Below are 17042 nucleotides of genomic sequence, written 5' to 3'. Positions count from 1 at the left end.
GCCCCGTTACCGGCCGACTGCCGCGTGGTCGTCGTCCGGCGGCCACGCGGCGCTCTCCACCCGCGGCTCCCGGCCGATGCGTACGAGTTGCTCCGCCGCGCGGTCGTACACGGGCCAGGGCACCCCGCCGCTCGACGGCCCCCTGCCGCGGGCGAACTCCACGAGCGCCCCCTGGACATGGCGGGCCACCGTGACGTCCGTCTCCGACGCCGTGCCGGGGGCGGAGAGGTCGAGCAGCAGCGACGCCAGGTCCATGCCGTGCACCGCCCGGCCGACGTCGGCGAGGCCGTGGTCCGACGGGACGTGGTCGTACACCTGGTACCAGCACCGGCCGCTGCCCGAGGCGGACTTCGTCCGCAGCAGGTCGCACGAGGGGCGCAGGAACAACTCCGCGTTGATGAACGCCTCGTGGTCCGTCCCGTACCGCGCGGCCGGTACGCCGGTCCGCGCGCCGTGCGCGACCACGCGTGCCCCGCCCGGCATCAGGAGGTCCCACAGACCGGCCTCGTCCGCGGTGTTGGAGACCAGGAGATCGACCTCGCCCGACGTACCCGCCGCGATCGCCCCGATCGGCGGGCGCGACAGGTACGTACCGTCCACGACGTCCCGGTAGTGGACGATCCCGTGCCGCCTCAGCAGGCGTTCGTGCGCCATTCTCAGGTGCACGTTCGGGACGGTGCGGAGCCGGCCGGGCGCGCCGGTGAGGCCCGCGCACTCCAGGAACTCCCGGGCGAAGCCGGTCGCCGCCTCCCGCGTCACCACGTTCTCGCAGCCACCGCTGTAGAGCGCGGCCCGCTCGAAGAGCCCCTCGGCGGCGCCGCACCCCAGCAGGGAGCCGATGTTGTGCGCGCCCGCGGACTCGCCGAACAGGGTGATGTTGCCGGCGTCGCCGCCGAAGACCGCGATGTTCTCCTTCACCCAGGTCAGGGCGAGGACCTGGTCGCGCAGCCGGACATTGGCCGTGTCCTGCCCCGAAAGCCCGCCAAGGGCAGCCGGTCCGGCCGGTCCGTCCAGTTCGTCCAGTTCGTCAAGGAAGAGGTGGCCCCAGCAGCCCAGGCGGAAGTTCATCGTCACCACCACGACACCGTGGTTGCGGCTCAGCACCTCCGGACGCCTGCCGGGCATGTTCCCCGACCCCGCGACCTGCATGCCCGGGTGGAACCAGACGAGCACGGGAAGCCCCGCCCGCCCCGGGTCGGGGGAGTACACATCGAGGTTCAGACAGTCCTCGTGCTCCGGGCCGGCGGTGTGCGCGAAGCCGAAGTCCCGCAGGGTCCCGGACGCTTGGTCGTGGACGGGCGGGAGCTGCCAGGACACGGGGCCGTGCCGCAGCGCCGGACGCACCCGCTCCCAGGGCTCCGGCCGCACCGGCCCGGCGAACCGGCCGCCGTCCGGCCGGACCGTGCCGTACGGGACGCCCCGCCACACGGCGGAGCCGGAGGGCCGGTACTGCACCCCGCCGACCCGGCCCGCCGTGGTCGCCCGTACGACGGGGACCCGCTGCCCCTCCCGCGCGCGGCCCATCAGTAGATCCCCTCGACGACCCGGCTGCCCTCGAACTCCGCCATCGGGACGACGTCCGCGACCGAGTCGCCCCGCCACTCCTCGCCCCGGGCCACCCGCACCGCCAGATCCCGCTCCAGGTTGTTCGGCAGGAACATGTCCCGGGTGACGGTGTGCATCAGCACCTGGCCCCGGGCCCCGTACGGCACCGGCCCGAGCGTGCCCGGGTCGACGACGCGGACGAACAGCTCGGGGCCGACCGGATCGAACACCGGATGGTCGTCGTACGCCGTCGTACGCCGCAGCAGCGCCCGGGTACCCGTGATCGAACTCGCGTACGTGGCGACGAAGACGGCGTCCGGGAACACCAGCCGCGCGTACTCGTACACCTCCTCGCGGCTCATCCGGGCCCCGCCCCAGGTGATGACCCGCACCGTGGCCCGCACCCGCTCCGCGAGCTCCTCGGACCGGGCCAGCGCCCGCAGCAGCGGCGGGGTCACCAGCAGATGCCCGACGTGCTGGGTGCGCAGCACGTCCCGGGCCTGGGCCAGTACGTGCTCCACGTACCGGCGCCGCACCTCCGCCCCGATCCCGGACTTCACCCACCGCGGATCGATGTCCACCTGGAGGTAGGGCACGCGCAGCCGCCGCGCCCACCTCCGCTGCCAGTTCCCCGCGAGGTGGGGACCGGTCGGGAACAGCGAGAGCATGGTGTGCCCCGCGGCCTCCGGCACGTACGCGCAGTACAGATCGACCAGCTGCTCGATCCGGATCCGGGACAGGACCGCGCGCTTGGGCCTGCCGGTGGTGCCGCCGGACTCCACCACATAGGGCGGTGGCTCCTCGGCCAGGCCCCGGGGGACCAGGTCCTCGACCCTCGCCTCGCGCAGCTCGTTCACCCGGGACGGGAAACGGCACAGGTCGTCGAAGGTGCGGATGTCGGCGACCGGGTCGAAGGGCAGCGCGGCGCGGTGGTCCACCCAGAACCGCGAGCCGGTCTCCTCGCCGAAGTGCCAGCGCATCATCGCCGCCAGGTACTCCCGCAGCTCCGTCTCGGAGGCGGGCGCGGCGGCCGGGCCCGTCATCGGTTCAGACATGGACCGCCCCCGTCCCGTCGGGGACGTCCCCGAAGACATCCGCCCCGGACACCGCTTCCGGCGCGCGCGGCACCCGGCACTCCGACCGGGGGCCGACCCGGACCGCCCCGGCCACCAGCTCCACCGCCGCCCCGCCGTCGGTCCCCGCACGGTGGAACACCTCGGCGAGGACGTCCCCCTCGGCCACCCGCTCGCCCAGCGGGCGGGCGAGCCGGATTCCGGCGTGCGGGTCGATGACATCGCCCGCGAACACCTTGCCCGCGCCCAGCTTCAGCGCGGCCCGGCCGATGTCGAGCGCCGACACGTCCGTGACCCACCCGGCCCGCCGGGCGCGCACGAGCGTCCGCACCTCCGGCCGGCAGTACCCGTCACCGCGGAGGACCGGCGCGGTGTCCCCGCCCTGCGCCGTCAGCATCCGGACGAACACCGACAGCGCCGCCCCGGAACCCACCGCGGAGCGCAGCCGCTCCCGGATCCTGGCCTCCGGCTCCTCCGGCTCGGCCACCCGCACCATCTGTACGGCCAGGGCCTCGCACTCCGCCGCCAGCCCCCGGTCCCCGCGCCCGCGCAGGAAGTCGACCGCCTCGTCGACCTCCGCCGCGTTGCCGACGGCCCGGCCCAGGGGTACGGAGCCGTCGCTGAGCACCGCCCGGCAACGCAGCCCGAACTCGGCGCCGAGCCGCACCAGAAGCCCCGCCAGCCGGTGCGCCGCCCCGCGATCGGGCACCAGCGAACCGGCCCCGTACCGGACGTCGAAGACCACCGCGTCCGCGCCGACCGCCACCTTCTTGCTGACGATGCTCGCGGCGATCAGCGGCGCCGACCGCACGCAGCCGCTCACCGACCGCAGGCCGTACGTCGCGGTGTCACCGGGCACCAGCTCCCCGGAGAACGACCCGATGACCGCGTCGTCGGTGGCGAGCCGAGCGGCCAGCTCCGCCTCGGTGAACTCCAGCCGGAGCCCCGGCACGCTCTCCAGCTTGTCGATCGTGCCCCCGGCGATGCCGAGCCCGCGCCCGCTCAGCTTGCACACCCGGATCCCGAGCGCCGCGACCAGCGGCACCACCACCAGCGTCGTCTTGTCGCCGATGCCCCCCGTGCTGTGCTTGTCCACGACCGGCCGCCCGCCGCCGCGCACCGCCGGCTCCCGCCGGTCCGGGCCGAGGTACGCCCTGGTCAGGGCCACCGTCTCGGTGAACCGCAGCCCGCGCGCCGCGATCGTCGCCAGCCAGGCGGACAGCTGGTAGTCGGCGAGCCCGCCGGCCCGGTGCAGGGCGAGCACCTGCGCCGCCCGCTCCGTGGTGAGCACCTCGCCGTGGCGAAGCCGCTCGATGTGCTCCAGGGCGTCGTCGACGCCGATCATGTCCGTCATCGTCGGCTCCTCACCGCGCTGCGACCACTTTGCGGACCCCGGTGACCAGATGGTCGACAAGCCGCTCCTCCTCCGCACCGCTCAGACAGGCGGGCGGGGCGAGCAGCACCGTGCTGCCCTGCTGCCGGGTGTAGGCCCCGAGGTCGTAGACCACCCGCTGGACGCTCCCGGCGCAGTCGGGGCCGTCGAGCTCGACGCTCAGCGCCAGGCCGTGCCCCCGCACGTCGACCACGCCGTCGGTGCCGCTCAGCTCCCGCTCCAGCGCGCCGAGCAGCCGCGCGCCGCTCGCCCGGGCCGCTTCGACGGCCCCGGTCCGGCGGATGTGCTCCAGCGTCGCGCTCGCCGCCGCGCAGGCCGCCGCCGAGGCCGACATCGTGTGGCCGTACGGCACGATGCTCCCGGCGGGAAGCCGGTCCAGCACGCGGCGGTCGGCCGCGACCGCGGACAGCGCGCACACCCCGTTGGTCAGCCCCTTGCTGAACGCCGTGAGATCGGGGCGCACGCCGGGGTGTTCGTGCGCGAACCACGCCCCGGTCCGGCCCATCCCGGTGAACACCTCGTCCAGCACCAGCAGCGCCCCGTACTCGTCGCAGACACGGCGGACGTCACCGAGCAGCCCCTCGGGGAGCCGGATGCCGCCGCCGACGTTCAGGAACGGCTCGATCAGCACCGTGCCCGCCGCCGAACCGGCCAGCAGCGACCGCAGCCGCGCGGTGATGTACGCCCGCGCCGCCTCCGACCGCTGCCCGGCCCCGATGAATCCGCCGAACGTCAGATGGTGGACGCGGACCGAGCCTTGGCCGGGGGCGTGACCGGTCTGCGGCAGTCCGGACAGCGCCTGGCACAGCGCGGTCGAGCCGTGGTAGCCGCGCTCGAAGGCGACCATGTCCGTCCGCCGCTCGTCGACCGCCGCCCAGTACCGCGAGGCGAGCCCGACGGCCAGCTCGATCGCCTCCGAACCGCTGTTGGCGAAGAAGAAACGCTCACCGCCGTGCCCCCGGATGTCCCGGAGCCCGTCCGCGAGCCGGTGCGCGGGCCCGGCCAGCCCCTGCGCCATGTCGACATGGGCCAGCGTTCTCAACTGTGCCAGAAAGGCGTCCACGACCGGCTCGACACCGTGCCCGCAGAACACGTTGAGCGCACCGGACGTCGCGTCGATCACCCGGTGCCCGGACCGGTCGACCAGCCAGGCACCCCGCCCGGCGACGAACACCGGCCCGGAATGGTCGAGGGGGGCCCGCCAGGGACGCCCCAGGGCCGAAACCGCCTTCCCCCGCCCGTCCCGCTCGCCCCGGCCTTCCCGCACTTCCCTCTCGTCCCCGGAACTCATCGTTCCCCCTTCCCCTTCTCGATCCACGCGCACAGATCGCGCGTGGTACGGCGGTAGGCGTACGCGTCGAGCGGCGCCCGATCGCCGTGCCGGCGGTGGATCGCCGCCAGCGCGGCGGCCGCCTCCTCGGGGTCGTCCGCGCCGTGGGCCAGCCCGTCCCTGGTCAGCTCGTCGAACGTGGGGCCGTGCCGGTCGAGCACGGTCGGCAGACCGAACAGCCGGGAGTCCCTGGCCCGCAGTCGCACACACGTGTCGTTCTCGACGCCGCGACGCCCGAAGCAGATCAGCGCGGACGCCCCGGCCAGCACCCGGAAGTACTCCGCCCGGCCCAGCGGTGCCCGGCGTACGGTCACGAAGCCGCCGCACCCGTACTTCTCGACGGCGCCGAGCAGTCCGGACAGGACCGCCGCGTTGTCCGCGTTCTCCCGCCCGTACAGGAACACCAGCTCCACGGGGACCCCGCCGCTCCGGGCCAGCCGTACGGCCTCCAGCGCGAACAGCGGGTCCAGGTACGTCCAGAGTCCGCCCGACCAGATCACCCGGAACGACCGCTCCCGGTCCACCCCGGACAGCTGACGCCGGGCCGCCGCGGCGGCGGAATCCGAGAACCCGATGGGGATCGTGGAGACCAGCCCGTCCAGCGCACCGGACTCCCGCATCGCCGCCACCGTCACCCGCCCGGTGACACAGAGGTTCGCCACCAGCGTCGCCCGCTCCACGGCCGACCGGCAGGTGAAGAACGCCCCGCCCGCCAGCTGGCGGCGGTACGCCTCCACCGTGCTCCGGTACAGGCTCTCGCGGTCCGCGCGCCGTGCCAGCGAGGGGTACAGCGCGTGTTCGAGCGGCGGGGCGTTCTCCACGATCATCGGCCTGCCGCTGTCGACCACCGCCGAAAGCCGCTCCGGGGACGGCGAGTCGAAGGAGTAGACCAGGTCGCTGCGGCGCAGCTCACCGGACCAGGCGGATTCCCGGGTCACCAGCCGGACGCCCGCACCGAGCTGTTCGGGCAGCGAACCCGGGGAGAAGACCGTGACGTCGGCGACCCGGGCGATCTCCGAGGCCAGTTCCCGCGCGCGCAGCCCGATCCCGCCCAGCGACGTCCAGTCGACCCGGTGCCCGGTGCAGTCCATCAGTACGTCGGGCATCGAAGGCCCCACACATCGGACGGCCGCGTCACATTGACGTAGGCGTCGACCTCGACGAAGGGGGCGCCGGTCAGGACGCGCTCCGGCTCCGTCGCCACCAGGGGCAGCAGTTCCCGCCGGCCGGGGGAGACCATCGGGACCACCCACAGCCCGTCGAACCGGCCCAGGTCCCGCTCCGGTTTCTCCTCGCACGCCGCGATGACACCGGCCTCCCGGTCGAGCGTCACCGCACCGTCGGCGCGCAGCGCCTCGGGGTCCGTGGTCGGGTGGACCAGTGCCGAGCGGCCGTGCTGCCGCGCCATGTCCATCGCCTCCGCGAAGTCGTCCGGCTCTCTGGTGGTGAAGATCTGGTCGGGGAGCACCAGGGCGGTGACCCCGTCGCAGTAGGGCAGTCCGGCGCGGACGGCACCGCCCAGACCCGGCCCGTGCCGCCGCCGGTTCTGCACGGTGAAGACCACTTCCGCGCCGCGCCCGCCCAGCTCCCGCGCGATCACGTCCATGGACCGGGCCCGGTCCGGGCCGACCACGCAGACGATCCGTACCTGCGTCAGCTCGAGCGCGGTCAGCGGTTCGAGGCAGCAGTGCAGCACCGTGCGGTGCGGTGCCACGACGTGCAGCTCCTTGGGGTACGGCGCTCCGAAGCGCGACCCCTGCCCGGCCATCGGGACGACGACGGAGGCCCTCATGACGCACGCCCCGGGGCGTCGGTGTGCAGGCTCCGCAGGAGCAGGCGCGGACAGCGGGGGTCGTCGGTGAAGTACTCCCGGCCGTGGGCCAGCACGTCGTTGCGGAAGATCAGGCACTGGCCGGACCGGAGGAGCAGATCGATCCGGACGTCCGGATCGTCCCGCCGGGTCCTGAAGTAACGGAGCGCGCGGGCCAGGCACCGCTGCTCCGCGGCGTCCCTCGGGTACCACCGCTCGACCTGCCCCTCGCCGTACCGGGTCGCGTAGTGGCCGTCCCCGAGCGCGGCGAAGACGGGCCCGACGGCCTCGCGGACCACCCCGGGGATCGTCGACCGCCTGCCGAGGATCGTGCCCCGCAGCAGCACCCCGGCCGCCTCGGGGTCCCGCTGCCGCAGCTCCTCGAAGACCCGGCCCGCGTTGAGCAGGAACGTCCGGCCTCCGCCGGCCGCCGGGCGAACGCAGTACAGCAGCGTCGTCCGGATCGTCCCGATGTCCTCCAGGAGCCCGTCGGTGTGCCAGCCCTGCGCCGCGCCGGTGTGGAACGCCGGGTGGTCCGAATCGGCCTTCCGCGTCACCTCGGTGACGGGCGGGGTGCCCCGGTCGCGGTACAGGAGCGGGGCGTAGGGCTCCCCGAGGCCGAAGTCGGCGCGGACCGCCGCCATCTCCCGGTGGGCGTCGTCGGCGGACACGGCCCCGGCCGGGCTCCGGGTCACCGCGAAGCCGTACGTCTCCAGCAGCTCGTGCGTCCGCTCGGGCCGCAGCAGATCGCTCACGCAACCGCGGCCGGACGCGGCCAGCTCCGTGTAATCGGACGTCATCAGTCGCATGCCACGCGCCCCCGCACGCCCGGGGCGGTCCGCCCGGCCACGATCCCCGCCCCGGCACCGCGGGGCCTTCCGGTCAGCACGTGCACAGCCCGGCCTCCACTCTCAGCTTCTCGGGATCGGTGTAGAAGGGCGGGCCGAACCGGGCCCGGATACCGCTCACCGTCCGTGGCCCGAGCGGCCGTTCCCGCGCCGTGGCCAGGGCGCGGGCCAGCTCCTCGATCGCCTGAGGCCCGGCGCCCTGGAAGGTGATCTCGTTGGACCCGAGGCGAAGATGCACGCCGGGCATCCGGGGCATCGACGACTGCAGGTTGACCCTGATGCCCGCCTCGGCCAGCCGGTTCGACAGGGCGTACGCGGCCGCCGGGCCGTCCATCGCCACCCACACCTGGTGCGTGTCGGTGTAACCGGAGCCCGGGTCGCCGTGGACCCGGAACCCGGCGTCGGCCAGGGCGGCGGCGAGCCGCCGCGCGTTGTCGTTGGTGCTCCGGGCGTAGTCCGCGATCCGGGGCTCGACCTCCAGCGCGGCCAGGGACAGCGCCAGCGTCTCCGCGAAGTGGTGACTGCTGACCAGGTCGAACTGGGCGGCGCGCAGGCTCTCGTCGATCTCCTCGGCGTCGGTGAAGATCACGCCCTTGTGCGGCCCCGGGAACGATTTGTGGGTCGAGCCGCCGAAGGCGTCGGCCCCGCACTCCAGGGGGTTGTCCACGAGCCCGCCGAGGACGAGCCCGAGATAGTGACTGGCGTCCACGTACAGCCGGGTGGCCGGGCTGACCTTCCGTACGACATCGGACATCGCCGCGAAGTCCGGCACCCTGACGCAGTTCTGCACGTCCACGTAGACCAGATCCACGTCGCCGGGGGCGAGCGCCCGGGCCAGTCCCGCGGTGTCGACCCGGCCGCCCGGGCAGCCGAGCAGCCGGGACCGCCGGCCCAGTCTGCCGAGCAGCGCCGGGGTGGCGTAGTGGCCGCCGGAGTCCTGGTCGACGCTGATCACGGCCGAGCCCGGTGCGGACAGTGCGGCGACGGTGAGGATCATCGCGCTCATCCCCGAGATCGGCCGCACGTTGCAGTACCGCGCCGAAGCCATCCGTTTCAGCGCCCCCGACCCGAGGGCCTCGATGTGCGCGATGTCCTCCCCGCCGCGGAACTCCCAGAACAGCGGGTCGCCCGCGGTGTTGAAGAAGTACCGGTTGGAGAAGTCGGAGCCCAGCGGCACCGAGGCCAGGGGCGAGACCCGGTTCTCGCTGGGTACGAGGTTGAGGGCGTGTGCGGCCCGCCGGTCGGCGTCGGCTATCGCCCTGCCCAGCATCAGCGGGTCGGCGCCCGCCGCTGTCCTTCCGCCGGTTTCCTCCGTCACCTCATCACCCCAACGCCGTTTCGAGGATGTTCACGGTGCCCACGGCATCCGGCTCCGCGACCGAACAGTTGAACCGCACCCAGGGGCGGGTGCAGTCGTACAGGGCGGCCCACGGCTCGTCGCTGCCCCCGAAGATCGCCGCCGGGTTGAGCTTGAGCCCCGCCTCCCGGCCGACCCGGTTGCACCACTCGACCGCGCCCTCCGGCCCGTCGACCCGGACCGGCAGCGGCAGGAACAGCGAGTAGCCGGTCTCCGGACACCGGGATGCCGGATCGATGCCCAGCGGCACCAGCCGGCTCCGGTAGACCGCGAGGACGGTGGCGTAGTGCCGCGCCATGCCCCGCAGACAGCGGTCGAGGGTGTCGACGACCGGCGAGCGCCACAGCATCCGGACGAGGGGGTCGTCGGCATCCGGCCGGACCGGCGCGACCTCGGGGGGAAGCAGCCGGGGCCGCGCCGCCACCGTGCCGCCGCGCCGCGCCGACCGGGCGCACATCAGGGCGACGTACAGCGCGACGACCGCGGTGGACAGGGGGCTCAGCGCGTAGCAGCGCTCGAACCGGTCCGCCTCCAGGTACCGCCGCAGGCCGGGGTTCCGGGTGATCAGCAGGCCCGCGCGCAGCCCGGGTACGGACAGGTCCTTGCTCGCGGTGAGCATCACGCAGCCCCGGCCGAGGTCGAGGTCCCGGACGGCGTCGAGCAGATGTCCGTCGTCCACCGCGCACCCTTCGGCGGTGGCCGCGGACACCTGGAACACCGAGTCGAGGACGCGGAAGTCCTCGCCCGCCCCGTCGGGCAGCCGGAAGCGCCGGCCGGTCACCCCGTTCGGCACGATGTCGACCAGGGCGCGGGGCGCACCCGACGGGGCGCCGTGCGGCCGGCCGCCGTGCAGTCGGCCCGCGCCGTTGTAGTGGGCGACGACCGGCATGCGCCGGCGGCGGGCGGACTGCTCGAAGGCGTAGTAGCAGGGCAGCGGCAGCACGTACTCGTACCCCCGTCCGGCGAGATAGCCGGTGACCACACTGATCGCCTCCGTCGAACCGGACATGACGAACACATCGCCGGGTCCGATGTCGTGACGGTCCAGCCACCGGGCGGTGAGCGCACTGATCAGTTGCCGGTCGGAGCCGTCGAACGCGGTCGAGTAGTCCGTCATGCGCTGCTGCTCGAACAGCACGGTGACCAGCGACCGGACCTGCGCCACGAGCTCCGGGGCGGCCGGGTACATGTTGCGCCCGTAGCCGATCTGGTGCGGCGTGCATACCCCGTTCCGCAGACGCCGGTACGCCACCACACAATCCGCGTCCGCGCGCTCCGCGTCCGCGTACTCGGTGTCCTGGGCGTGTGTCATGACTTCCTCCGGACAGACCGTCATGGGCACCACTCAGCACTCCGCCGACGTCGACGCGGACGCCGACGCCGACGTCGGCTCCGGCTCCGGCTTCGGTGAGAGAGCCGTCACCGTCCGGGCGATCGACGAGACCACCCGCTCCGACGACTCCTCCGGCAGGAGGCCGACCCAGCGGTCGACCGGCGCCCCGGGGTCCTCGACGAACGACAGGTACGCGTCCAGCCGCGCCAGCTGCCAGTTCCGTACGCGGTGGTAGTCCGGCGAATCCCGTTCGAAGAACGGGAAGGTGTCGGCCAGCCGCTCGCAGTACTCCCGCGACGCCCGCAGCCCGATCACCCGCACCGCCGCACCCCGGGCCGCGATGTCGGCCCGCGTGCGGGCCAGCCGATCGCCGCAGTGGATGTTCATGGGAGCCAGCACGCGGCCGTCGGCGCTGTGCCGGGCGGTGTGGACGCACAGTGTGGTGAACAGCGCCTGCCAGACGGGGTCCTCCTGGAAATCCTCCGGCAGGCCCGGGCGGAACTCCATGAGGGCGAAGCCCAGTTGCTCCCCGTCGACGACCTCGACCCCGGCCGGGCTGCCCGGCCGTCCGCCGAGCCGGGCGGCGACCGCCTGCGCGATCTCCATCCTCGGCAGCGCCCAGGGGCCCGTGACGATGGTGATCATCGGCTCACCCGGAACATCACGTGGAGGTCCTGGTCCGCCGTCGCCAGCTCCGGCCGGTTGGAGATGCCGGACCAGGTGGTACCGGCGAACCCGTGCCGCACGAAGACGTCGCGCAGCACATTGGGGTGCCAGCCGCCGAACCCCGGCAACTCCTTGCCCGCCTCCCGGAAGTCACCGTTCGGCCGGCCGTCCCAGATCGTCTCGACGGCGACCCAGACGGCGGACGCCGTCGTGTGCGCCGCGACTGTCTCGGCCAGTCGTCCGGGATCGGCCATGGTCCACAGCACGTTCCGGGAGAACACCGCGTCGTACGGCCCGCCGATGCCCGCCGGTTCCTCCGTGCCCTCCGCGCTCGCCGCGTCCACTGCGCTCGCCGCGTTCTCCGCGTCGAGCCGGGAGAAGGTGACGGTGCGGCCTTCGCCATCCGGGGCCCGCCTGCCGAGCGCCTTCTCCCGGGCCCGCGCGAGCATGCGCTCCGAGGTGTCCACACCGTGGACGTCGAAGCCCAGCCCCGCGCACAACAGCGTGTAGGTGCCCGTCCCGCAGCCGATGTCGAGAAGCCGTCCCGAACGGACGGCGAAAACCTCCGCCAGCATCGACGTCCACGCCGCCGCCTGCTCGGGCGTCAGCGAATTGCCCGGTGTTTCGTCGTAGTGCTCGGCGCGGCGGTCCCAATGCGCCACCAAATTCGTCACGCCCGACTCCTCCGCCCGTTATTCCTGCTCGGTGTCCGTCCCGAAAACGATGTGGACGCGCAGGTCGTCACCCCCGTTGAACGCGCTGTGCAGCTGCCGGGTGTCGACGTAGTGGAGATGTCCGTCGGCCGGGATGTTCACCACTCTGTCGTGCTCGACGAAGACGAACCGGGCATGCTCGCTCGTGGTCACGGCGAGGTGATAGCGGGGCGTCAGGTCGCGGTGCACCGAATAGCAGTGCTTCGGGTCCAGCGCCATGATTCTGGTCCGGACGGGCGTGAACGGCAGCCGCTCGAAGACCTCGCCCAGATATTCGCCCCGGAGTTCGGCGTGCACCTCGGTGAAATCGGTGTCCGAGGAGATCAACGACTGCCGCATACAGCCCTCGTACCAAGGGTCCGGCGCATTCGGCCGGTGCTGGAGAGCGAGCTGCCGGGTCCCCTCGAAGACCAGCGGATGCCTTTCCAGCAGGCTCGCCACCGACGCGCGGAGCTTGTCAGGGTCGATGTTGAGATCTGTCCTGGACGTCAGCACGGTCACGGCGTGACTCCTCCTGCGAAACGGATCAGCCGGGCACGCCGACGGCGAACCGGTTCTCGCTTTCTCGCTCTCCTGCCGTTACTAAATTTTTCTGGCCACCGCAGGATCTGTCATTGCCGTGACGCGACCACCTGATTGGCCGATCGCGTCGCGCTGGAACCAGTCGTCGCGGAATCTGCCCGGCGGTACCCCGTACTTGGCCCGGAAAACCCGGCTGAAGTCCGACGGCTGGGTGAATCCGTTGCGCAGCCCGATCTCGCGGACCGACACCGATCGCAGCCGTGTGTCGCAGAGTTCGCGACGGCTGTTCTCCAGCCTCCGCTGCCGGATCCAGTCCGACGGCGTACTGCCCTCCGTCTTGAACAGCCGCTGCAGATAGCGAATGGAGATGTGATGGGCCGAGGCGACTAGGCTCGGCGTGAGACCGCAGTCGCCGAGATTGCGGTCGATGAATCCGCGGATGCGCGTTATCAGCTCGTACTGCTGGGTCTGCGGGCACACCTCCCCGGCGTCGACGAAGTGCCGTTCGAGCACCGCCGCGGCCAGTTGCAGCGCGGCATCACCGAACCGGGCCACCTCGGGCGCCCCCAGGCCGGCCGCCCTGCCCGCCGCCTCGACCAGGAACGAGCGGAGCAGCGGCCCGGACCCGGCGGCGTCGCGGACCCTGTGCTGCGACCCGGCCGTGTCCGGGTGGACCGTCGGCACCGCGGAGCCCGGGAAGACCATCACGACCGCCTCGGCCGCCCGGTTCCCCGGCGCCGGGCCGATGTCCAGGGGGAGCAGGGTGTCGCACAGGGCCACCGCCGTGTCCCGCACGACGAGCTCGCACCCGGCCCGCGCCACCTCGATCTCGCCGAACGAGCTGAGCACCAGCGCGTGCCGCCCGGGATCGGCCTCCAGTACATGCGCAGGCGCGCCGGCCGCCCGGAACGTGATCCGGTGCGCCGTGACACTGCCCAGCTCGGCGGTCCGCAGCATCGGACGGACACCGCGCGGAGCCGGGTCCTGGCATCTGGGATCACCGATGCGCCCCGCCACCGGCGCGTACAAGGCTCCTTCGGTCGTCCACCGGTTCCCCCGTCGGACGGCACCACCCAACGGCACCGTCTCACCGCTGCGCCGCATTTCCAGACTCCCGTTCTAGTGAATACTCGGTTCGTGGCCTCCAAGAGCAGTCCGTCACATACTGCCGCTGGTGAAATATCACTGTCATTGATAGGGGGCGACCAATCGCTTGACCTCGTGCGCCGATGTGTTCGAAGTCGCCGGAGCGTGCGCCGTAGCGCACGACGCAAGGAAAGTACGATGAAAAGCGCGAGGAAAGGCGCGAAGAATAGTATGAAGAAAGGTGTTGAGTTGAATTCTTCAATTCCGGTCGATTCCGGTCAGGAACCGTGGATTCTCGTACGGCGTTTCACCCACCGGCTGGCCGAAGTCCTCGGCGACACCCTGCGCGATGTCGTGGTGGTGGGGTCGGCGTCACTCGGTGACTGGCAGGCGGACAGCGACATCGACCTCGTCTGCGTGGTGGAGCGGGACCTGGACTCCCGGGCCCGCGAGGCCGTCGCCCCGCTGCACGAGCGGTCCAAGGACGTGTACGGCCACACCGTGGACGCCATGTACGTGACGCGGGACGGGCTGGCCAAGGGCCCCGATGCCCTCCGGTCGGTCGTGGCGACGGTCGCCGGAGCCCTGCATCCCGAGTCGACGGACGGGCCGATGAACTGGCCGACCTGGCTCAACATCGTCCAGTGCGGTGTCCGCGTCCCCCTCGCCGGGGACGGTGCGATGGCGGCGGTGGAGCCGGGCAGCGCCGGGTTCCCGATCGAGACGGAGACCGCGCGGGAGGGGGCGATCAGGTTCTCCCGCGCCAACCTCGACCAGTACTGGCGCAATCGGATCGGTCTGTCCGAGCGGATCCATCTGGCCGACGGGGCGACCCGCCCGGTGTCCGCGTTCGAGGTCGAGTGGATGTCCCTGGGACCGGCCCGCCTGCTGGCGACGGTACGCACCGGCCGCATCGTCTCGAAGTCCGAGGGCGGCGAGCTGGCGGCAGACGAATCCCCGGAGTTCCGCCCGCATCTCACCCGGGTCCTCGAAGCCCGCCGGGGCGCGGACGCCGCGGGGACCTGGAGCCGCGAGGACCTGGAGCGCTCGCTCGACCTCGCCCGCCTCTGCGTGGGCCTGGGAACGGAGGGCTGACGGCCGGGGACCCGGGGGCGGCCCGCGTCCGCCGTTCTCCTGTCCTCTGCTGGTCCGCCTGCCCATGGGCGGTTCGGGGGAGGAACGGTTCATGCGGCAGCGGACGGCGGGCTTCCGGCTCAGGGTCACGGCCCGGGCGCTGGTGCCGCTCGGGCTGGTCCTGGCGGCGGGAGGCATCGGGTACTTCTTCGTGAACTACCAGGGGATCACCGTCTCGGGCGGGGCGATGGAGCCCACGTACCGCATGGGCGAGCGGCTGGTCGCCGAGCGCGTCGGTGCGGGTGGGATACGCAGGGGCGACGTCGTGCTCGTCCGGGTGCCCGGCCGCTACGGGGACCTGCCGGCCCTCCAGCGGGTCATCGGGACGGGCGGCGACCACGTGGTGTCCGACGGCGACCGGGTCACGGTGAACGGGAAGCCGGTCGCCGAACCGTACGTGCGGCGCGACGCGATGCCCCCGGCACTGGACCCGTACGACGTGAGGGTGCCGGACGGGCGGCTGTTCCTGCTGGGCGACAACCGGGGGAACGCGAACGACTCGCGGTTCTTCCTCGACGAGCGGTCGGGCAGTGTCGCGGCCTCCGGGGTGCTCGGACGGGTACGGAAGGACTTCACCGCCCCGGCGGCGACGCTGGCGCTCGGTGCCCTCGGCGGCGTACTGACCCTGACCGGGTTCGGCCTGTGGATCGCCGGGTACGCGGCCAAGCGGAGCGCCGCGACGCGACCGGCGGTTACGGGGCGGTGGTGAGGCGGTAGTTCCCCGACTCGCGGTGCAGCACCCCGAGGTCGACCAGGGCCCGGCGCAGCGACACCGCGTCCGTGGCCCCCGCCTCGCACCACGGCTCCAGGAGCTCCGTCACCGTGCGCTCGTCGTACTGCTCGCCCGGCTGCGCGAAGGTTGCCCCGGCCACATGCCGCAGCACCGCCTCCCGGGCCTCGGGCTCCGCCTCTTCGGGCAGCCGCAGCAGGACCCGGCCGCGTACGAGACCGCGGAGCCGGGGATCGGGCTGCTCGGCGGCGGCCTCCTCCTCCCGGCGGCGCGCGGCGGTCCGCGCCGCCCCTGCCACGGCGGCCTCGTCGACGACGAGGCCGCCGCCGTCCCCGGGCACGAGCAGCCCCTCCCGGGTCAGCTTTCCGATGGCCTTGGCCGCCACCGGGACGTCGAGCCCCGTGGCCGAGACGATCGCGGACGGGCCGGACGAGCCGAGCGCGACCGCGCAGAAGACCCGGCGTGCCGTCGGGTCGGCCAGTGCGAGGGTGAACGTGTCGGGGCCGAGGGCGGGTTCACCGGTTGTCATGGGAGTGCTCCACATTCTGGTCCGGTCCGTGCCGTCGCTCATGACGAGGGACCTTCGCGAGGGATTTCGGTGGTACGGGCGAGCGCGGCCCAGGACGCGAGCAGGAGCTCCACCGCGTCCACGACGGAGTCCGGGCCGCTGTCGGTGGGGGCGAGAACGCGCTGGATGGACAGCCCGTCGTCCAACGCGTGAACGATCAGGGCGAGTTGCTCCACGGGAACCGGCACGGTGATGCCGCGCTCGGTGAAGCCCTGCTCCAGTGAGCGGGCGATGGCCTCCCGGGAGCGGCGCTCACGCTCCGCCAGTACGGGCAGCAGCTGCGGATCGCGCAGTGCGTAGAGCCAGAGCTCGGTACGCAGCGCGAGCCATCCGACAAGGTTCTCGTCACGGCGGCGGTGCCAGGCGCGGAGGCGGCCGAGGACCTCGTCGAAGGTGCCCGCCCCGGCGTTCATCGCCAGGATCTCCGCCAGCTCGTGCCGCGTCCGCTCCTCCAGCAGGGCGAGGACGAGTTCGTGCTTGCCGTCGAAGTTGCCGTAGAACGCACCCCGGGTGTACCCGGCGGCCTCCACGATCTGTTCCACCGACGTGCCGCTGACGCCCTGGTCGGCGAAGAGCCCGGCCGCCGCTCGCAGCAGCCGTTCACGGGTGATCTCCCGACTCTGCTGCCGGGTGAGCCGTTCGGCGATGACGACCGCCTCCCTCCTGTGCGCTGTGCTGCTCCGTGAGGTGCTTTCGGATACAGAACCGTATGCGGATGCAGGCCTGTATCCGAAACGATTTTTCAGGAGTGCGGAAATGCCCACGCTGCCCCAGGCACGGTGGGCACGGCGTCGCCGAACGGGCCCGACGGGAGCGAGTGGCGGTGGCGAGGCGAACGACGGATCCGCCTCGGGCAGTGGACCGACGCCCCCTGGAGCATGCCGACGGGGCGCGGGGCGCGGGGTAGGCGCGGGGCCCGTCCGCGCGGACGGGC

General features: G+C 72.9%; 17 protein-coding genes. 2 read left to right on the top strand and 15 right to left on the bottom strand.

Going from position 1 to position 17042, the window contains the following annotated elements; genetic code table 11:
- Positions 1 to 6 precede the first annotated feature (6 nt).
- The 13 genes from ACFCV8_RS11905 to ACFCV8_RS11845 form a co-directional block, all read right to left on the bottom strand.
- The gene (locus ACFCV8_RS11905; protein ID WP_376685165.1) at positions 7 to 1524 is read right to left on the bottom strand and encodes a carboxylesterase family protein; all 1518 of its coding nucleotides are present in this window, start codon (positions 1522 to 1524) and stop codon (positions 7 to 9) included.
- A complete protein-coding gene (locus ACFCV8_RS11900) occupies positions 1524 to 2600 on the bottom strand; it encodes a phenazine antibiotic biosynthesis protein (RefSeq protein WP_376685164.1) in 1077 nt (358 codons plus the stop codon). Before ACFCV8_RS11900 ends, ACFCV8_RS11905 begins: the two co-directional genes overlap by 1 nt.
- Positions 2593 to 3972: a thymidine phosphorylase gene (locus ACFCV8_RS11895; RefSeq protein ID WP_376685163.1), complete on the bottom strand. Its 1380-nt coding sequence runs from the start codon at positions 3970 to 3972 to the stop codon at positions 2593 to 2595. The genes ACFCV8_RS11900 and ACFCV8_RS11895 overlap by 8 nt, the downstream gene beginning before the upstream one ends.
- 10 nt (positions 3973 to 3982) lie before the next feature.
- A complete protein-coding gene (locus ACFCV8_RS11890) occupies positions 3983 to 5302 on the bottom strand; it encodes an aminotransferase class III-fold pyridoxal phosphate-dependent enzyme (RefSeq protein WP_376685162.1) in 1320 nt (439 codons plus the stop codon).
- Entirely contained in the window at positions 5299 to 6447 is a 1149-nt protein-coding gene (locus tag ACFCV8_RS11885; RefSeq protein WP_376685161.1) for a hypothetical protein, read from the bottom strand. Before ACFCV8_RS11885 ends, ACFCV8_RS11890 begins: the two co-directional genes overlap by 4 nt.
- Positions 6432 to 7133: a hypothetical protein gene (locus ACFCV8_RS11880; RefSeq protein ID WP_376685160.1), complete on the bottom strand. Its 702-nt coding sequence runs from the start codon at positions 7131 to 7133 to the stop codon at positions 6432 to 6434. Before ACFCV8_RS11880 ends, ACFCV8_RS11885 begins: the two co-directional genes overlap by 16 nt.
- Positions 7130 to 7951, bottom strand: a complete 822-nt coding sequence (locus tag ACFCV8_RS11875) for a TauD/TfdA family dioxygenase (RefSeq protein ID WP_376685159.1) — start codon at positions 7949 to 7951, stop codon at positions 7130 to 7132. Before ACFCV8_RS11875 ends, ACFCV8_RS11880 begins: the two co-directional genes overlap by 4 nt.
- A gap of 82 nt (positions 7952 to 8033) precedes the next feature.
- The gene (locus tag ACFCV8_RS11870; protein WP_376685158.1) at positions 8034 to 9317 is read right to left on the bottom strand and encodes a hypothetical protein; all 1284 of its coding nucleotides are present in this window, start codon (positions 9315 to 9317) and stop codon (positions 8034 to 8036) included.
- 4 nt (positions 9318 to 9321) lie between these two features.
- Positions 9322 to 10668 (bottom strand): hypothetical protein, encoded by a 1347-nt coding sequence (locus ACFCV8_RS11865; protein WP_376685157.1) that lies wholly within the window; start codon positions 10666 to 10668, stop codon positions 9322 to 9324.
- Positions 10669 to 10701: 33 nt separating this feature from the next.
- Complete coding sequence (locus ACFCV8_RS11860; RefSeq protein ID WP_376685156.1) at positions 10702 to 11334, bottom strand: hypothetical protein; 633 nt, start codon at positions 11332 to 11334, stop codon at positions 10702 to 10704.
- A complete protein-coding gene (locus ACFCV8_RS11855; protein WP_376685155.1) occupies positions 11331 to 12029 on the bottom strand; it encodes a class I SAM-dependent DNA methyltransferase in 699 nt (232 codons plus the stop codon). The genes ACFCV8_RS11860 and ACFCV8_RS11855 overlap by 4 nt, the downstream gene beginning before the upstream one ends.
- An 18-nt stretch (positions 12030 to 12047) precedes the next feature.
- Positions 12048 to 12569 (bottom strand): hypothetical protein, encoded by a 522-nt coding sequence (locus tag ACFCV8_RS11850; RefSeq protein WP_376685154.1) that lies wholly within the window; start codon positions 12567 to 12569, stop codon positions 12048 to 12050.
- An 81-nt stretch (positions 12570 to 12650) separates the two neighbouring features.
- Positions 12651 to 13547: a helix-turn-helix transcriptional regulator gene (locus tag ACFCV8_RS11845; protein ID WP_376685153.1), complete on the bottom strand. Its 897-nt coding sequence runs from the start codon at positions 13545 to 13547 to the stop codon at positions 12651 to 12653.
- A 378-nt stretch (positions 13548 to 13925) separates the two neighbouring features.
- Here ACFCV8_RS11845 and ACFCV8_RS11840 point away from each other — a divergent pair, with 378 nt between their 5' ends.
- Both ACFCV8_RS11840 and lepB read left to right on the top strand, forming a co-directional pair.
- On the top strand, positions 13926 to 14771 hold the full coding sequence (locus ACFCV8_RS11840; RefSeq protein ID WP_376685152.1) for a nucleotidyltransferase domain-containing protein: 846 nt from the start codon (positions 13926 to 13928) through the stop codon (positions 14769 to 14771).
- Positions 14772 to 14862: 91 nt separating this feature from the next.
- A complete protein-coding gene (gene lepB, locus ACFCV8_RS11835) occupies positions 14863 to 15519 on the top strand; it encodes a signal peptidase I (protein ID WP_376685151.1) in 657 nt (218 codons plus the stop codon).
- Here lepB and ACFCV8_RS11830 read toward each other — a convergent pair.
- The gene (locus ACFCV8_RS11830; RefSeq protein WP_376685150.1) at positions 15503 to 16069 is read right to left on the bottom strand and encodes a DUF2087 domain-containing protein; all 567 of its coding nucleotides are present in this window, start codon (positions 16067 to 16069) and stop codon (positions 15503 to 15505) included. The genes lepB and ACFCV8_RS11830 overlap by 17 nt on opposite strands.
- Before the next feature lie 38 nt (positions 16070 to 16107).
- Entirely contained in the window at positions 16108 to 16701 is a 594-nt protein-coding gene (locus ACFCV8_RS11825; RefSeq protein ID WP_376685192.1) for a TetR/AcrR family transcriptional regulator, read from the bottom strand.
- Positions 16702 to 17042 lie beyond the last annotated feature (341 nt).

The sequence above is a fragment of the Streptomyces sp. NPDC056347 genome (assembly GCF_042262625.1).
GTDB lineage: Bacteria > Actinomycetota > Actinomycetes > Streptomycetales > Streptomycetaceae > Streptomyces.
This window is presented reverse-complemented; position numbering and strand designations above follow the sequence as displayed.

Coding starts and splice junctions, on each gene's coding strand:
- ACFCV8_RS11860 (WP_376685156.1), bottom strand. CDS start 11,334: ATGATCACCATCGTCACGGGCCCCTGGGCGCTGCCGAGGATGGAGATC.
- ACFCV8_RS11890 (WP_376685162.1), bottom strand. CDS start 5,302: ATGAGTTCCGGGGACGAGAGGGAAGTGCGGGAAGGCCGGGGCGAGCGG.
- ACFCV8_RS11885 (WP_376685161.1), bottom strand. CDS start 6,447: ATGCCCGACGTACTGATGGACTGCACCGGGCACCGGGTCGACTGGACG.
- ACFCV8_RS11900 (WP_376685164.1), bottom strand. CDS start 2,600: ATGTCTGAACCGATGACGGGCCCGGCCGCCGCGCCCGCCTCCGAGACG.
- ACFCV8_RS11865 (WP_376685157.1), bottom strand. CDS start 10,668: ATGACACACGCCCAGGACACCGAGTACGCGGACGCGGAGCGCGCGGAC.
- ACFCV8_RS11880 (WP_376685160.1), bottom strand. CDS start 7,133: ATGAGGGCCTCCGTCGTCGTCCCGATGGCCGGGCAGGGGTCGCGCTTC.
- ACFCV8_RS11845 (WP_376685153.1), bottom strand. CDS start 13,547: ATGCTGCGGACCGCCGAGCTGGGCAGTGTCACGGCGCACCGGATCACG.
- ACFCV8_RS11875 (WP_376685159.1), bottom strand. CDS start 7,951: ATGACGTCCGATTACACGGAGCTGGCCGCGTCCGGCCGCGGTTGCGTG.
- ACFCV8_RS11830 (WP_376685150.1), bottom strand. CDS start 16,069: ATGACAACCGGTGAACCCGCCCTCGGCCCCGACACGTTCACCCTCGCA.
- ACFCV8_RS11895 (WP_376685163.1), bottom strand. CDS start 3,972: ATGACGGACATGATCGGCGTCGACGACGCCCTGGAGCACATCGAGCGG.
- ACFCV8_RS11905 (WP_376685165.1), bottom strand. CDS start 1,524: ATGGGCCGCGCGCGGGAGGGGCAGCGGGTCCCCGTCGTACGGGCGACC.
- lepB (WP_376685151.1), top strand. CDS start 14,863: ATGCGGCAGCGGACGGCGGGCTTCCGGCTCAGGGTCACGGCCCGGGCG.